This window comes from Enterococcus sp. 9D6_DIV0238 (genome assembly GCF_002174455.2).
GTDB classification, from domain to species: domain Bacteria; phylum Bacillota; class Bacilli; order Lactobacillales; family Enterococcaceae; genus Enterococcus_L; species Enterococcus_L dunnyi.
Genome location: NZ_CP147246.1, coordinates 2,538,164 through 2,553,256 on the forward strand (window position 1 = coordinate 2,538,164; position 15,093 = coordinate 2,553,256).

The window sequence follows — 15,093 nt, forward strand, 5'->3', positions numbered from 1 at the left end:
ACAAACATACAATACTAGGAGGAAACACACATGAAAACAAAAACATTATGTTCAGTAGCATTATTAGCAGTAGTAGCAGCAGGCTTAGCTTTACCAGCAGGAGCAAACGCTGAAGCAAAATCTCAAGCAGCAAAAGGAACAATGACATTTACAGAAGACAACGATCCTAAAGACGTAGTTGACCCGGAAGATCCTGAAAAACCAATCGTAGATCCTAAAGAGCCAATCATCGTTAACCCAGATCGTGGTTCATTCAGTATCGATGCAGTAACTGAATTAAATTTTGGTACTGATAAAGTAAAAGCTTTCGCATCTAACCCTGAGTACTTCGCAGCAGCTATCCCAACAAAAAATGCTGATGGTGATATCACTCGTGGGAACTTCGTACAATTCACAGATGTACGTGGTACTGCAAACCATAAATACACAGTAAGTGCACAATTGACTAAACAATTTGAAGCAAACGGAACTGCCGGTACTTTCTTGAAAGGTGCTACAATCGATTACTCAAATGCAGCAATCACTTCTGCAGATCCAGCAGCACAATGGCCAGCAACTACTGTTGCAGGATTCCAATTAGCAGCTGATGCAGCTGGAACAGGCGCTGGTGCTTCAGTACCAGTATTAACAAACTCAGATGCTTCTAAAGGTATCGGAACTTACACAATCGAATTTGGTCAATATGGTGACGGAACTGCTGATACAACAGCTGACTCTGTTAAATTGACTGTACCAAACACAAACATTTTACTAGCTGACACATACACAGCTGAAATCACTTGGTCAATCGCTGAAGTATTATAATTCAACCGAATTAAGCTGGATTATAACACAGACTTTTAGCTAGTCATGTTTCAAATGAATGGCGAGACAGAAGCAACTAAAACTTCTGTCTCTGCCTTTTTAAAGAGAGGGATATCGATGAAGAAAAAGAAGCTATTATTTTTACTAGTAACAATTATCATAGCAACACTTCTGCCGATCAAAGCCTATGCAGAAGATAGCAGTAGCGGGAACGCAACTGGATTTACATATGAAGCAATCAAGCCTGATAACCAAAGAGACACTGGTGCAGGATATTTTGACTTAAGAATGACTCCTGGACAAAAACAAACGGTAAAGATCAAAATCAAAAATTTAGCTGCCGAAGAAATCGAAGTTTCTGTAAAACTGAATGGAACAAAGACGAATGCGAATGGAGTAGTGGAATACGGACCAACGACGATCAAGAAAGATAAGTCGTTGAAGTATGATTTTGAAGAGATTGTTTCAGCACCAGAAACAGTGAAAATACCAGCAAAAAGTGAACAAGATATCGACATAGCAATCAATATGCCAGAAGCATCTTATGATGGGATGATCGCTGGTGGTATTCAGCTTCAAAAAGTTGACAAAGAAAATAAAAGTGAACCGAAAAAAACTGGAGTTATTAATAAATACGCCTATGTAATTGGGATGATTCTAACGGAAACAGATAAAGAAGTACTACCAAATCTAGAATTGAATAAAGTGTATGCAGATCTAAATAATTTTAGAAATACATTTTTTGTTAACTTCTCAAATGTTGAACCCGCGTATTTAGAAAACATGACGACGCAAGTTCAAATCATGAAAGAAGATAGTGATGAAGTACTGTATGAAACAAAACGTTCAGGTATGAGAATGGCGCCGAATTCATTGATCAATTTTCCTGTAAGTATGGAAGGCGATCGAATGGTTGCTGGAAATTATCGTGCCAAAATCCTAGTAACTTCTGGTGATAGAAAATGGAACTGGGATGAGAAGTTCAAGATTACAGATGAAGAAGCAGACAAATTCAATAATCAGGATGCTGGATTGGAAGATGTCCAAACCTTTAACTGGCAATTGATTGCCGGCATCGTTGGCGGAATTGTTGCGCTAGCAGTGATCATCTTCGTAGTGATCAGAACCATCAGCAAAAAGAAACAAGCGAAGAAAAAACAGGCAAGAAAAAAGAAACCTAGAAAATAACTAAAAATGGAGAAAGTGAGGAGGGAAAGAAATGACGGTATTAGATTGGTTTTTTATTATTTCTTTGTCTCTAGCCAGTATCGGGTTAGTATTTTCAGGTATCTCTTTTTATCTGATGGCTCAAACGAAAAAGGCTCTAAAGAAACTAAAGAGAAGAAAAGTTCGTAAGAAAAAACAAAAACAAAAGAAACGCAACATCAGAGAGCTGGTGAAGAAGAGTAAGAAGCAGCGCAATTGGGGAATTTCTTTAAGTATACTCTTTTTAGTTTTTAGTATAGCCGCTGGTTATTCTTTATATTATCAGGCAATGCATTTAAGCCAGAAAGATTCTAAAGCTGTTGTTCAAGGGTACTATTTGATGGATAATCTGGAAAATGAGTTAAAAACGGCCAAGACTACTGAAAATGATGTGAAATCAGGTAAAAATATCAAACTATTAGCAGGACAATTCTCGAGCTATGGTATTTATAAAGCAACGATTCGAAATAGCGAGACAGGACAAAAGAAATTGAACAAGTACTATAAGTCGATGAAAGAGTTAGGAATCAATTTATCTTCTCAGCCGAATGATTTCTTTAAAAATGAAACACTACTAAATGAGTTTGAAACTGATTTGGAGGCGATCAAGAAGAATCATGAGGATGTTGTCCGTTACTTCAATATCAATAAAAATGCGTTGGTAAATAAAAAATAGTCTGGTGATTTCATGAAAAAGACCACTCACAAACCAAAGAATCGAGCAGTCAAAAAGAAGTCAGAACAAAGAAAACCAGCTGCTGTCAAAAAGCCGCAAGCATCAAAAACTGGAAAGTCGAAAAAAAAGCAGGTTCGACCTGTCAAACATAAAAAAAAGAAAATCAACAAGAGAAAAAGAAGGCTTAGAAAAATAAAGCTTCTTTTTGTGGAAATAGTGTTGACTCTTTTGGTGACGATAGGCGTCTTATATACATTGTCACTTTTTACTTTTTCCCTTGCTAGAGTAGAAGGCTATTCTATGAGTGCAACGTTAGAAGATGGAGAAGTTGTGGTGGTGAATAAATTAGCTAAAGTGAAACGGTTTGATCTGGTTTATCTTAAAGTACCGAAGTCAAAAGAGAAATCGATCCGCAGAATTATCGGACGACCAGGTGAAAGTTTATACTATAAGAATGGACAGCTATTTATCAATGAGCAGGAAAAAGATGAAGCCTTTATCGGTGAGTATAAAAAACAATTTGAACAAGACGGAATGCTTTATACAGAAGATTTTACGCTAAAGGCATTAACTGGAAGCCCAACGATTCCACAAGGGAAGTACCTCGTTTTGGGAGATAATCGACCATATGCGACTGATAGCCGTTATTATCAGCTGGTGGATGAAAAAGAAATCATTGGGAAAGTCGAAATGAGAGTACTGCCTCTCCATAAACTTCAACGAGTAAAATAGTTATTGAAAAACATCTGATATTCCAACGAATGCCAGATGTTTTTTGTTGAGAAAAAAAGTCAGTTAAAAAGCAAGTTTTTTCTTTTGATATCTGTTATACTGGGAATGTTACAAGTTCCCGAAAGGATTTATTTAGCGCTGGTTGAGAGCATATGTGATGCTTCGATCACCTAAATAAAGATGCCTTGTAACCGAATATAACTAGGGGGAATACATTATGACAGAGAGACATTTATTTACATCAGAGTCCGTTTCAGAAGGACATCCGGACAAAGTAGCCGATCAAGTAAGTGACGCGATCTTGGATGCGATTTTAGAGCAGGACCCACAAGCACGTGTCGCGTGCGAAACAAGTGTAACAACAGGTTTGGTTTTAGTTTTTGGAGAAATATCGACAACAGCTTATGTTGATATTCAAAAAATCGTTCGACAAACATTAAAAGATATTGGCTATACTCGAGCAAAATACGGTTTTGATGGAGATACAGTAGCAGTTCTTGTTGCCATTGATGAACAATCACCGGATATCGCTCAAGGTGTGGATGATGCGCTCGAAACTCGTGGAGACAAAGATACAAAAGATGACATTGGTGCTGGAGATCAAGGGTTGATGTTTGGCTTTGCAGTCAACGAAACACCGGAGTTGATGCCTTTACCTATTTCATTGAGTCATCAATTAGTTCGCCGTCTTTCGGAGTTACGTAAAGAAGAAATATTACCTTACTTACGACCTGATGCGAAATCACAAGTAACAGTAGAATATGATGAAGAGGGAAAACCTCAGCGTGTGGACACTGTAGTGATCAGCACACAGCATGATGAAGATACAACGCTGGAGCAAATTCAAGATGATGTGAAATCACTCGTAATCGAACATGTGATCCCAGCTGAATTATTAGATGAAGAAACAAAATATTTTATCAATCCGACTGGCCGCTTTGTTATTGGCGGACCTCAAGGAGATGCCGGCTTGACTGGACGGAAAATCATCGTTGATACTTACGGAGGTTATGCGCGTCACGGCGGCGGTGCTTTTTCTGGAAAAGATGCAACAAAAGTCGATCGCTCAGCAAGCTATGCAGCTCGCTATATTGCAAAAAATATTGTTGCTGCTGGTTTAGCAGAAAAAGCAGAAGTTCAATTAGCATACGCAATAGGCGTAGCACAACCGGTGTCAATTTCAATCAATACCTTTGGTACCAGCAGTGTACCAGAAAGTAAATTGATCAAAGCAGTAAGAGAAAACTTTGATCTACGTCCGGCAGGAATCATTGAAATGCTTGATTTACGCCGTCCAATTTACAAACAAACAGCAGCATATGGTCATTTTGGTCGTACAGATATCGAACTACCTTGGGAGCAGACAGACAAAGTCGAAGCAATCAAAGCAAGTTTAGGTGAGTAACAGAGGCGGCGCTACTAATGAAAATTAGTGGCGCTGTTTTGCTGCGAACCACCGCGACTGGCTTTGCCAGAGCGGATGCTGAGCAGTACTTGGCGACCAACGGGAGCGAAGTCACCTTACTAGTGAACCACGAACAAGAATCATGGAACAAACCTAATAAACCTAAATTTTCAAGCGGTTAACCCAACTAAAGCAGCCAGAGTAGAAATCGAGCAATACTTGGCGATCAAGGGAGCGAAGTCACCTTACTAGTGAATCACGAACAAGGATCATGAACAAAACTAATAAACTCAAGGGTTCAAACAGTAATTTAACTAAAACAGCCAGAGTGATGCTGAGCAGTATTTGGAAACAATGAGAGTGAAGGAATCCTTAAGATGACCGAAGCTGAAACAAAAGAAAAGAACACGAAAACCACATCGAATCTATATTTATTCACAAGTTATTAGTTTAGCTATATAAGCAACATTGCAAGAATAGATACTCTAACAAACAGTGGAAAAACATTGTTTTATAAAGCTACATAAGCAGTAGTAAAATTAACTGTCACATAATAGGGGAATGAACATTATTTAGATAAAAGGATGGAGATATATGAAAAGAGAAACAAACGTCAAACTTGTAACGATCAGTGTGTTCGTTGCAACCTTTATGACTGCGATCGAAGGCACGATCGTTTCAACAGCGATGCCGACGATCGTGGGATCATTACATGGTATGGAAATCATGAATTGGGTTTTTTCTATTTATTTGTTAACTAATGCTATGTTAACACCGATTTATGGGAAATTAGCAGATAAAATTGGTCGAAAACCGATTTTTATGATAGGAATTATTATTTTTATTATTGGTTCGTCACTTTGTGGTTTGGCTCAAAACATGCTGACATTGATCATTGCTAGAGCAATTCAGGGAATTGGTGCAGGAGCGATCATGCCCGTTGCTTTGACGATTCTTGCAGACATTTATTCTATTGATAAACGAGCAAAAATGTTGGGATTGAATAGTGCTGCCTGGGGAATCGCCAGTATTTTTGGTCCGCTTGCTGGTGGTTTTATCGTTGATACCGTTGGCTGGCATTGGATCTTTTTCATCAATGTTCCGATCGGCCTTGTCTTGTTAGGTTTGATCGCTTACTTCTTAGTTGAGCCAAAAAGAGAGCAAAACAAAGTACCAATGGACATACTTGGCAGTGTTCAGCTGATGCTGGTCTTATTGACCTTACTATTGGGCTTTCAATTGATCGGTGATAATGGTTTTGGTCTGAACGTCTTTCTTTGTTTAGGTGCGTCTATTTTATTCGTTATTAGCTTCATTTTTGTTGAAAAAAGAGCCAAAGATCCAGTGATCGATCTAAAATTATTTAAAAATTCTACGTTCGTTATTGTGAATATCGTAGCTGCTTTGATCAGTGGATTTTTGATGGGAGTAGAAGTGTATATTCCGATGTGGATGCAGGGCGTCTTAGGTAAAAGTGCAGGTCTTGGTGGACTTGTTTTAGCCCCGATGTCGATTTTATGGATGGTTGGTTCGTTTATTGCAAGTTCATTGATGGAAAAACACACGACTAAAAAAGTATTGACGATCGGATTAACGATCACATTACTAGGTGGTATTTTCTTAGTATTGGTTCCTGTATCGATTTCATTTATCTGGTTCTTTGCTATTTCTTCGGTATTAGGGATCGGTTTTGGGATTACGATCACTACAACAACAGTCAATGCTCAAAGTAGCGTAGATCCTTCTGAGGTAGGTGTAGCAACTTCATTCAATACTCTTGTTAGAACAATTGGGCAAACGTTGATGGTGTCTATTTTTGGTGTGATCATCAATGCAGTAACGACATCAGAGCTTGCTAAAAGTTCGCTAGATGTTGATCCTGATGTGATGAATAAGTTAGTGAATCCTCATACAGCGAATACGATTTCAGCAGAATTATTGGAACCATTACGTGGCATGTTGTATGCTGGTCTTCATAATGTTTATATTGTAGGAATTGGCTTGATCATAGCCGCGATGGTCTTGAATGCACTCGTGAAGAAAAAGTAGTTTAAGTAAAAGTAAGAATAAGAGTTTGGGAAAAAACTGTTTTTTTAGTTTTGTTCTGGACTCTTATTTTTTACTTTATAAAGTAGCAAATTTTTTGTTATACTGTCCAAAAGGAGTGATACATGTATGGGAATTATTAATTTTGGTGCGTTCATTATCTCAGCTATTTTATTAAATTTGATTCCAGGTTCTGATACGATTTACATTTTGAGTAGATCAACGCTTGGCAGTAAGCGGCAAGGAATCATTTCTGTTTTTGGTATTTCATCGGGGATTTTTGTACATACTATTTTAGCTGCTATAGGATTGTCAGCTATTTTGATGACTTCGGCGATTGCTTTTAATAGTATGAAGTGGCTTGGTGCTGGCTATTTGATCTATTTAGGCATTTCCTCGATCTTAAAAAAAGAATCGTTAGTAGACACAAAAGAAGAGCAAACGACAACCGATTGGCAGGTGTACAAACAAGGTTTGCTAACGAATGTATTGAATCCTAAAGTAGCATTATTTTTTCTCTCGTTATTGCCTCAATATGTGGATGCGAATGCTCAGTCAGGTTCTTTACCATTTTTGATTTTAGGAATCACTTTCGTATGTACAAGCACGATTTGGAGTTTAGCAGTTGCTTACGGTGCTTCTTTTTTTGTAGGACTGCTTAATAAAAATGATCATATGAGAAAAGTGGCAAATAAAATTGCTGGATGTATTTATATTGGCTTAGGCTTGAATTTACTAAGAGTTACGTCCACTAATAATTGATTCTTTATAAAAAACTCTTGAAGAAAGCAAACATTGAACAAAGAAAAGTCATAATTGATTTGTATGATAGATGTATACCAACACAAAACAACTTATAACAAACATTTTTTCATTGTTAACTCCTCCCCTAGGACCTAGTCAAAGAGATTTGGCTAGGTCCTTATTTTTTGTTGCTGCTTCTCATTTAATCAAAAATAGTGCTACAATAGAAGAAAATGAAAATGAGGGATGCTGGATGGCTTTTTTGCAAGCAAATGTTTATTCCAATATATTGGAAATGGAAGTATCATTAAACATCGTTTTACCACAGAAAACAGAGAAAAAAATAGGAACAGCAACAAAAGGCAGTTTATCTGACGTTCCAGTTTTGTATTTACTGCATGGAATGGGTGGAAATCATAGCGTTTGGGAACGACGTACATCGATCGAGCGTTACGTAGCTGATCTAGGCTTGGCTGTGATCATGCCGTCCACAGATTTAGGTTGGTACACAGATACGACATATGATATGAACTATTGGTCGTTTATTTCTGAGGAATTACCGAAAATTTGTCATGAATTATTTCCTCAGTTAACAAAAAAAAGAGAGAAAACCTTCGCGGCAGGTTTGTCGATGGGCGGGTATGGTGCGTTGAAATTAGGGTTGGCAAAACCCGAAAATTTTGTCGCCGTCGCTTCCTTATCTGGAGCAGTCAATCTTGCGGATCGGCCAGAAGATCTATTAGCACTCAAAGGAAAAAAATATTGGGAAGGTATTTTTGGTCCGTTAGAAGAAATGCAAGGATCTATCAATGACCCAATGTTTTTATTGAAACAATTAGTTGCAGATAAGAAAGAAGCACCAAAAATTTTTCTTTGCTGTGGAGAAGATGATCCACTTTTATATGGAAATAAAATGATGGCTAAGGCATTGAGTGAGCATGACCTTGAGCATACATTTGAAACAGGACCGGGAAACCATGACTGGATTTTCTGGGATCAATGGATCCAACGAGTATTGGCTTGGTTGCCAATTGAATCTGAAAAAAAAGCTTAGACTTTTGTCTAAGCTTTTTTTAAATCAACGGATCTAGTCCGTTTAAAAAAACACGCAACGTTTTCATAAAGAAATCTTTTTGTTTTTCAGTTCGTCGATAATCAATGCTCTCACGGATATTGTTCAATTCTTGCTCTTGGACATACTGCTTCATTAAGATGATCTGACGTTTTAAGTAATCATCACCTGCGATGACTTTATTGTATAATTTTTGTTCTTCAGTTGAATCTAGCAGCATACCAAATAATAGATGCTGCATAGATGTCACAGTCATATAACTAAGCTCAATAGAAAAACCTGCTTCTTTGAGGATACCCAACATGCCATCCAAATTCTTTAAACGACTAGGATAAGATGGAATCGTCAATATCTCTATTTCTAAAGCACAAGGATATTGTTGATAGAGCTCATAGTAATTTTCCATGTAAGCGTAGATTGCTTCTTTCCAATTTTTTTGAGGTTTAGGAGGGACAAAATGATTTTCGATTTCCTCAGCCATACTTTGTAATAAAGCCTGTTTATTTTCTACATGCCAGTAGATAGCAGGGGCTTGAACACCTAATTTTTTTGCTACTTTGCGCATTGAAAGCTTGTCTATTTCAGGGATTTCCTCCAATAATTCAAAAGCAGCTTCAATGATTTTATCTTTTGATAATTTTGACTCCATTTTTCTCATCCTTCTATTAAAAAATCTAAGCGAACTCCTTGAATTCCACTGCTAAAAATGGTACATTGGTATGCAACCTAATTTTACAGTGTTAAATTAGAGGAATATCGTGATGTGTCCGTGTCTCGCTCATTTACTTATTTCATATCATAACACTAAATGCACACTTAAAGGTAGACTATGTATTGATTAGGTTAGTTTTATAAAGGAAGTTGGGGATTACGTGAGTATTATTATGGAACACGTCAAAAAGTACAAGTTGGAAGTTTCCATAGCTTTGATTACAGTTATTATCATGGTTATGTCGGCGTTGTGGCAGCCCAAACTATTACAGCAAGTGTTAGAAGCAATTATAAAAGATGATAAAGGACAAATTAAGGAACTAGGATTATATCTGATCGGTATTGCAGGGTTAGGGTTGGTTGCAGGTGTTTTCAACACGATTTTTTCAGCTAAAGTTGCTCAAGGTGTGAGTGCGGATATTCGTGAAGCGACCTTTCGTAAAATCCAAACCTTTTCATTTGGAAATATCGAAGAATTTTCAGCTGGAAATTTAGTTGTTCGTTTAACGAATGATGTGACTCAGATTCAAAATGTGATCATGATCGCTTTACAATCATTGTTCAGGATCCCGTTTTTATTTATTGGCAGCTTTATTTTGGCAATGACAACATTACCACAATTGTGGTGGGTCATTATTTTACTAGTTGTAGCGGTATTTATTATCACTGCATTGTCATTTTCTCAAATGGGCAAACACTTTATGATCATTCAAACCTTGATCGACAAAGTGAATGGGTTAGCAAAAGAGAACCTTCTAGGCATTCGTGTCGTTAAATCCTTTGTTCAGGAAAAAAATGAATTGGACCGTTTTAGTAAAGTCAGTGATGAACTGACCACACACAATTTGATTGTCGGTACACTATTTTCTGTGATGATCCCGTCATTTATGCTGGCTGCGAATTTAGCAGTTGCTGGATCGATCTTTTTAGTGAGTGATCTTGTGAAAGATGATCCGACCGTTATTGGCGGTATTGCTTCATTTATGAGCTATTTGATGCAGATCATGATGGCGATCATTATCGGCGGGATGATGATGATGATGACGTCACGTGCAGCTGTTTCGATCAAACGGATCAAAGAAGTCATGGACACTGTACCAGCACTTACTTATAAAGAAGTACCAGAACAAGAGTTGGATGGCAGTGTTGTATTTGACCATGTTAGCTTCCGTTATCCTGGCGATGAATCCGATACGTTGAAAGATGTTTCATTCTTGATCAAACCAGGTGAAATGATTGGAATCGTTGGAGCAACAGGTGCTGGTAAATCGACATTAGCGCAATTGATTCCACGACTATTCGATCCTTCAGAAGGAACTGTTGAAGTTGGCGGTGTGGATTTAAAAGAGGTCAATGAACAAAGTCTTCGTAAAACGGTTTCCTTTGTCTTGCAAAAAGCTATCCTGTTTTCTGGAACGATTTCACAAAACTTACGTCAAGGGAAAAAAGATGCTGATGAGGCAGACATGACCCGTGCAGCTGAAATTGCTCAGGCAAAAGAATTTATTGAAAAGCTGGCATTACAATACGAAGCGCCTGTTGCTGAGCGAAGTAATAATTTTTCCGGCGGGCAAAAACAACGCTTGTCGATATCACGAGGTGTCATTGGAGAGCCAAAGATTTTGATTTTGGATGATAGTACCAGTGCACTAGATGCTCGCTCTGAACGTTTGGTCAGAGAAGCATTAGATAATGACTTAAAAGATACGACAACAATTGTAATCGCGCAAAAGATTTCTTCCGTTGTTCATGCTGACCGTATTTTAGTATTAGACAAAGGACAGCTAGTCGGCGAAGGAACGCATGAAGAATTAGCTAAAACAAATGCGATTTATCAAGAAATCTATGAAACACAAAAAGGGGAGGAGGATTAAGAATGACTGATTTAGTAAGAGCAAGTAAATTCTTTTTTCACTATTTAAAACGTTATAAGATCTCCTTCTTCTTTATTTTTGTGACGATCATCATAGCAACTTACTTGCAAGTTAAAGCTCCGCAGTTTGTCGGTGAAGCGATTCAAGAGCTGGCAAATTATGTAGGAGCCTTGATGCAGGGAACGGATGATAAAAGCAAGTTTATCGAAATTATTTGGAAGCTATTGATATTCTATGTATTGACTAGTGCTGCGAATTTTATTTACAGTATTCTGTTTACACAGGTCGTTGGAAAGTCAACGAATCGTATGCGAATTGGTTTATTCAATAAATTAGAAAAATTGACGATCCGCTTTTTTGATTCCCATCAGGATGGCGAAATCTTAAGTCGTTTTACCAGTGATTTAGATAATATTCAAAATAGCTTGAATCAAGCGTTATTGCAGGTTTTGACGAATGCGGCATTATTTGTTGGGATTTTGATCATGATGTTCCGCCAAAACGTTCAACTTGCTTGGGCGACGATCGCTTCTACACCTGTTGCGATTTTGATTGCGGTAGTTGTTATCAGCAAAGCGCGTAAATATGTCGATATTCAACAAGATGAAGTTGGTAAGCTAAATGGGTATATGGATGAAAAAATCAGCGGTCAACGTGTGATCATCACCAACGGCTTGCAAGAAGAAACCATCGATGGTTTTCTTGAACACAATGAGACAGTTCGTAAAGCAACCTTTAAAGGGCAAGTTTACTCAGGATTATTATTTCCGATGATGCAGGGAATGTCTCTTGTTAATACGGCCATCGTGATTTTCTTTGGCGGCTGGTTAGCATTGAATGGAGATTTGGAAAAGACAGTTGCTTTAGGTTTAGTAGTTACCTTCGTTCAATACTCTCAGCAATATTATCAACCATTGATGCAAATATCTTCAGGATATAGCATGATCCAGTTAGCGATCACTGGTGCAAGACGCTTAAATGAAATGTTTGACGAGCCGGATGAAATCAATCCTAAAGACGGCAAGGAAATTTCAGGTGTTAGTGATTCTGTTGCTTTGAATCAGGTTGATTTCGGGTACGATCCTGAGATTCCTATTTTAAAAAATGTTTCGATCAATGTAAGCAAAGGTGAAATGGTTGCATTAGTAGGTCCGACAGGTTCTGGAAAGACAACGATCATGAACTTGTTGAATCGTTTTTATGATGTCGATAGTGGGTCAGTTACTTTTGACGGCACAGATATTCGTGAAATCGATCTAGATAGTTTACGTTCACATGTTGGGATCGTTCTACAAGATTCAGTGTTATTCTCTGGTACGATCCGAGCAAATATCGCGTTCGGAAAACCGGATGCAACGGATGAAGAGATCGTTGCTGCAGCGAAGCAAGCGAATATCCATGAGTTCATCATGGCTTTGGAAAAAGGCTATGATACTGAAATAACAGAAGAAAATAATGTCTTTAGTACCGGTCAAAAACAATTGATCAGTATCGCTCGTACGATCATCACAGATCCGGCATTATTGATCCTGGATGAAGCAACGAGTAATGTAGATACTGTGACAGAAGCGAAAATTCAAAAAGCGATGGATGAAGCAATCAAAGGGAGAACCAGCTTTGTTATTGCGCACCGATTGAAAACAATTTTAAATGCTGACCGTATTGTAGTGTTGAAAAATGGTGAGGTCATTGAAGAAGGAAATCATCGTGAATTATTAGAACAAGATGGTTTTTATGCAGAGCTTTACCATAATCAATTTGTTTTTGAATAAGATTTTGATCGTGAAATAAATAGATAAAAAGCCTACCTGGTTTTAGCATAATGACTAAAATCAGGCAGGTTTTATTTTTTGAATCATGTGAAGATATCTAGTTAAAGATCTTAGTTGACTATAGTCTTAATCTTCAATATCATCTTGAACTCTAAACATTTTGTTATAGCGTTCTTCATCTTCTTGATTGTCTCTGATTACTTTAGAAAGTGTGAAGGATGAAGAAATCAATCCAACTGACCCCATCAAGTAATAACCTTTTACCATCAATGGTTCTTTTAATGTGTACAACCCAACAAGAATAAGGACCGCAAAGAATAAAAATGATCCCCATGCCAACATCACGAAAGCCGGTGTATTACGGTAAGCTTTCCTTTTCATATTATTATTCAAATAATCACTCCATTTTTTTGATAGACATTAATTGTACCAAAGAATAGGAGGGAAGGAAAGGCAATCTAGATAAAATGTTAAAAGCAATATCAGATCAGAAAATCATATTGAGATAGATGGTCTACTTTTTCTCAATACAAAATAAAATCGGTGGATTGTTACGTTGATTGATGAATTGATAGGTCAATACACTGTAATGTTCTTGCGGCAAATTTTGGCAATACTCCTGAACTAATTCTAATTCAGCCTCTCCACCATCATGTCCATAATAAACAACTAAGACGATCCTTCCCTTTGGTATCAATCTTGGAAGCAGTGCATCTAGTGCTTGTTTTGTTGTATCTGGTGTTGTAATGATCGTTTTATCACTTTTGGGAAGATAGCCAAGATTGAAAATGGCAGCTGTGATCAATGTTTCTTTAGCAAGTACGGTTTCAATCGTTTCATGACCTTGATGAAACAGTTGGACTTGCTTTGTCAAATTTGCATCAGTTAATTTTTTAGCGGTGGCAGTTAGTGCTTGTTCTTGAACATCGAAAGCATAGACATCTCCTTTTGTTCCGACAAGCTCTGCCAAGAAGGCTGTGTCATTACCATTGCCCATTGTAGCATCGACCACAGAATCTCCTTCTTTAATGACTTCTTTCAACAATGTATGACTAAAATGCAGTGCTGTTTGCAGCATTAATGACACACCTCTTTTTCTATACGAACGTTGTGACTCCCCTGAAAAGTACCGCGTTGTTTCATTTCATCATCGATAGCATTCAAAACTTCCCATTTTTTCAAGCTCCACATCGGGCCAACTAGAGAGTCAGAAGGCGCATCTCCCGTTAACCGATGGATCACGATTTCTGGTGGGATCATTTCCAATTGGTCGCAGATCACAGAAACATAGTCCTCTTTGCTCATCAATTGAAGCCTGCCTTCATGGTAGTCTCTTAGCATCCGTGTATTTGTCATTAAGTGAAGCAAGTGAAGTTTGATGCCTTGAATGTCTGAGTCAAGAATCGTTCGTCGCACATTTTCTTTCATCATTTCCATCGATTCTCCAGGCAAACCATTGATCAAATGTGTGCAAACACGGATGTTATGTTTCCGTAATTTTGCTACGCCATCTAGATAGGTCTGATAGTCATGAGCACGATTGATCATAGTACTAGTTCCTTCGTAAGTGGTCTGCAGACCCAGCTCTACCCAAACATAATAACGCTGATTTAACTCTGCTAGATAATCTACAACATCATCAGGAAGACAATCAGGACGAGTACCGATCGAAATACCAACAACACCTTTTTCATTGACCACTTGTTCAAAGCGATGGCGGATCACTTCAACAGGTGCGTGAGTATTCGTGAAATTTTGGAAATAAACAATATATTGTGCCACTTGAGGCCATTTTTTATGCATCATTTGAATTTCTTTTTGAAATTGGATCGGTAAAGGATCTTGTGGAGCCACGATCATGTCACCAGAACCAGAAACGCTGCAAAATGTACAACCACCTTTAGCAACAGTGCCATCACGATTAGGACAGTCGAAGCCGCCGTCTAAAGGAACCTTAAAGATTTTTCCGCCAAACTGCTGACGCAAGGCATAATTCCAAGTGTGGTAACGTTTATTTGGATCTTCTGTATATAAAAAATCAGACATAACTT

The 15,093-nt window shown here is 37.9% G+C and carries 15 protein-coding genes and 1 riboswitch; of the genes, 11 read left to right on the plus strand and 4 right to left on the minus strand.

Annotated elements, in window-relative coordinates; translation table 11 throughout:
* The first annotated feature begins 30 nt into the window (after positions 1-30).
* The 9 genes from A5889_RS11940 to A5889_RS11980 all read left to right on the plus strand — a co-directional run bounded on the left by A5889_RS11940 (position 31) and on the right by A5889_RS11980 (position 8,667).
* A complete protein-coding gene (locus tag A5889_RS11940; RefSeq protein ID WP_087642094.1) occupies positions 31-804 on the plus strand; it encodes a WxL domain-containing protein in 774 nt (257 codons plus the stop codon).
* A 117-nt stretch (positions 805-921) separates the two neighbouring features.
* Entirely contained in the window at positions 922-1,992 is a 1,071-nt protein-coding gene (locus A5889_RS11945; RefSeq protein WP_087642095.1) for a DUF916 and DUF3324 domain-containing protein, read from the plus strand.
* Between the two features lie 31 nt (positions 1,993-2,023).
* Entirely contained in the window at positions 2,024-2,686 is a 663-nt protein-coding gene (locus tag A5889_RS11950; protein ID WP_087642096.1) for a hypothetical protein, read from the plus strand.
* A 12-nt stretch (positions 2,687-2,698) separates the two neighbouring features.
* On the plus strand, positions 2,699-3,418 hold the full coding sequence (lepB, locus tag A5889_RS11955) for a signal peptidase I (protein WP_242585596.1): 720 nt from the start codon (positions 2,699-2,701) through the stop codon (positions 3,416-3,418).
* A gap of 103 nt (positions 3,419-3,521) precedes the next feature.
* A riboswitch (SMK box riboswitch) is annotated at positions 3,522-3,638 on the plus strand.
* Positions 3,636-4,823 (plus strand): methionine adenosyltransferase, encoded by a 1,188-nt coding sequence (gene metK, locus A5889_RS11960; protein ID WP_087642097.1) that lies wholly within the window; start codon positions 3,636-3,638, stop codon positions 4,821-4,823. (Overlaps the previous riboswitch by 3 nt.)
* Positions 4,824-4,840: 17 nt before the next feature.
* On the plus strand, positions 4,841-5,005 hold the full coding sequence (locus tag A5889_RS11965; RefSeq protein ID WP_217884299.1) for a hypothetical protein: 165 nt from the start codon (positions 4,841-4,843) through the stop codon (positions 5,003-5,005).
* Between the two features lie 412 nt (positions 5,006-5,417).
* Positions 5,418-6,872: an MDR family MFS transporter gene (locus A5889_RS11970; protein ID WP_087642098.1), complete on the plus strand. Its 1,455-nt coding sequence runs from the start codon at positions 5,418-5,420 to the stop codon at positions 6,870-6,872.
* A 126-nt stretch (positions 6,873-6,998) separates the two neighbouring features.
* Positions 6,999-7,631 (plus strand): LysE family translocator, encoded by a 633-nt coding sequence (locus A5889_RS11975; protein ID WP_087642099.1) that lies wholly within the window; start codon positions 6,999-7,001, stop codon positions 7,629-7,631.
* Positions 7,632-7,866: 235 nt separating this feature from the next.
* The gene (locus A5889_RS11980) at positions 7,867-8,667 is read left to right on the plus strand and encodes an alpha/beta hydrolase (RefSeq protein WP_087642100.1); all 801 of its coding nucleotides are present in this window, start codon (positions 7,867-7,869) and stop codon (positions 8,665-8,667) included.
* Positions 8,668-8,686: 19 nt separating this feature from the next.
* Here the strand turns inward: A5889_RS11980 and A5889_RS11985 are convergent, their stop codons facing one another.
* On the minus strand, positions 8,687-9,334 hold the full coding sequence (locus A5889_RS11985) for a TetR family transcriptional regulator (RefSeq protein ID WP_087642101.1): 648 nt from the start codon (positions 9,332-9,334) through the stop codon (positions 8,687-8,689).
* 235 nt (positions 9,335-9,569) lie between these two features.
* Between A5889_RS11985 and A5889_RS11990 the strand changes: the two genes are divergently transcribed.
* Together A5889_RS11990 and A5889_RS11995 are read left to right on the plus strand one after the other, a co-directional pair.
* A complete protein-coding gene (locus tag A5889_RS11990; protein ID WP_242585617.1) occupies positions 9,570-11,270 on the plus strand; it encodes an ABC transporter ATP-binding protein in 1,701 nt (566 codons plus the stop codon).
* A 2-nt stretch (positions 11,271-11,272) separates the two neighbouring features.
* Positions 11,273-13,042 (plus strand): ABC transporter ATP-binding protein, encoded by a 1,770-nt coding sequence (locus tag A5889_RS11995; protein WP_087642103.1) that lies wholly within the window; start codon positions 11,273-11,275, stop codon positions 13,040-13,042.
* Positions 13,043-13,168: 126 nt separating this feature from the next.
* Here A5889_RS11995 and A5889_RS12000 read toward each other — a convergent pair whose 3' ends face one another.
* The 3 genes from A5889_RS12000 to A5889_RS12010 all read right to left on the minus strand — a co-directional run bounded on the left by A5889_RS12000 (position 13,169) and on the right by A5889_RS12010 (position 15,088).
* Positions 13,169-13,423 (minus strand): YiaA/YiaB family inner membrane protein, encoded by a 255-nt coding sequence (locus A5889_RS12000; protein ID WP_087642309.1) that lies wholly within the window; start codon positions 13,421-13,423, stop codon positions 13,169-13,171.
* Positions 13,424-13,556: 133 nt separating this feature from the next.
* Positions 13,557-14,120, minus strand: coding sequence for a class I SAM-dependent methyltransferase (locus A5889_RS12005; RefSeq protein ID WP_087642104.1), 564 nt, complete (start codon positions 14,118-14,120; stop codon positions 13,557-13,559).
* Complete coding sequence (locus A5889_RS12010; protein WP_087642105.1) at positions 14,120-15,088, minus strand: TIGR01212 family radical SAM protein; 969 nt, start codon at positions 15,086-15,088, stop codon at positions 14,120-14,122. The genes A5889_RS12005 and A5889_RS12010 overlap by 1 nt, the downstream gene beginning before the upstream one ends.
* Between the last annotated feature and the right edge of the window lie 5 nt (positions 15,089-15,093).

What these genes read in the sequence shown, in the direction of transcription:
- A5889_RS11970 (WP_087642098.1), top strand. Translation starts at nt 5,418, where the DNA reads ATGAAAAGAGAAACAAACGTCAAACTTGTAACGATCAGTGTGTTCGTT.
- A5889_RS11950 (WP_087642096.1), top strand. Translation starts at nt 2,024, where the DNA reads ATGACGGTATTAGATTGGTTTTTTATTATTTCTTTGTCTCTAGCCAGT.
- metK (WP_087642097.1), top strand. Translation starts at nt 3,636, where the DNA reads ATGACAGAGAGACATTTATTTACATCAGAGTCCGTTTCAGAAGGACAT.
- A5889_RS12000 (WP_087642309.1), bottom strand. Translation starts at nt 13,423, where the DNA reads ATGAAAAGGAAAGCTTACCGTAATACACCGGCTTTCGTGATGTTGGCA.
- A5889_RS11945 (WP_087642095.1), top strand. Translation starts at nt 922, where the DNA reads ATGAAGAAAAAGAAGCTATTATTTTTACTAGTAACAATTATCATAGCA.
- A5889_RS11975 (WP_087642099.1), top strand. Translation starts at nt 6,999, where the DNA reads ATGGGAATTATTAATTTTGGTGCGTTCATTATCTCAGCTATTTTATTA.
- A5889_RS11980 (WP_087642100.1), top strand. Translation starts at nt 7,867, where the DNA reads ATGGCTTTTTTGCAAGCAAATGTTTATTCCAATATATTGGAAATGGAA.
- A5889_RS11940 (WP_087642094.1), top strand. Translation starts at nt 31, where the DNA reads ATGAAAACAAAAACATTATGTTCAGTAGCATTATTAGCAGTAGTAGCA.
- lepB (WP_242585596.1), top strand. Translation starts at nt 2,699, where the DNA reads ATGAAAAAGACCACTCACAAACCAAAGAATCGAGCAGTCAAAAAGAAG.
- A5889_RS11990 (WP_242585617.1), top strand. Translation starts at nt 9,570, where the DNA reads ATGGAACACGTCAAAAAGTACAAGTTGGAAGTTTCCATAGCTTTGATT.
- A5889_RS12005 (WP_087642104.1), bottom strand. Translation starts at nt 14,120, where the DNA reads ATGCTGCAAACAGCACTGCATTTTAGTCATACATTGTTGAAAGAAGTC.
- A5889_RS11985 (WP_087642101.1), bottom strand. Translation starts at nt 9,334, where the DNA reads ATGGAGTCAAAATTATCAAAAGATAAAATCATTGAAGCTGCTTTTGAA.
- A5889_RS12010 (WP_087642105.1), bottom strand. Translation starts at nt 15,088, where the DNA reads ATGTCTGATTTTTTATATACAGAAGATCCAAATAAACGTTACCACACT.
- A5889_RS11965 (WP_217884299.1), top strand. Translation starts at nt 4,841, where the DNA reads ATGAAAATTAGTGGCGCTGTTTTGCTGCGAACCACCGCGACTGGCTTT.
- A5889_RS11995 (WP_087642103.1), top strand. Translation starts at nt 11,273, where the DNA reads ATGACTGATTTAGTAAGAGCAAGTAAATTCTTTTTTCACTATTTAAAA.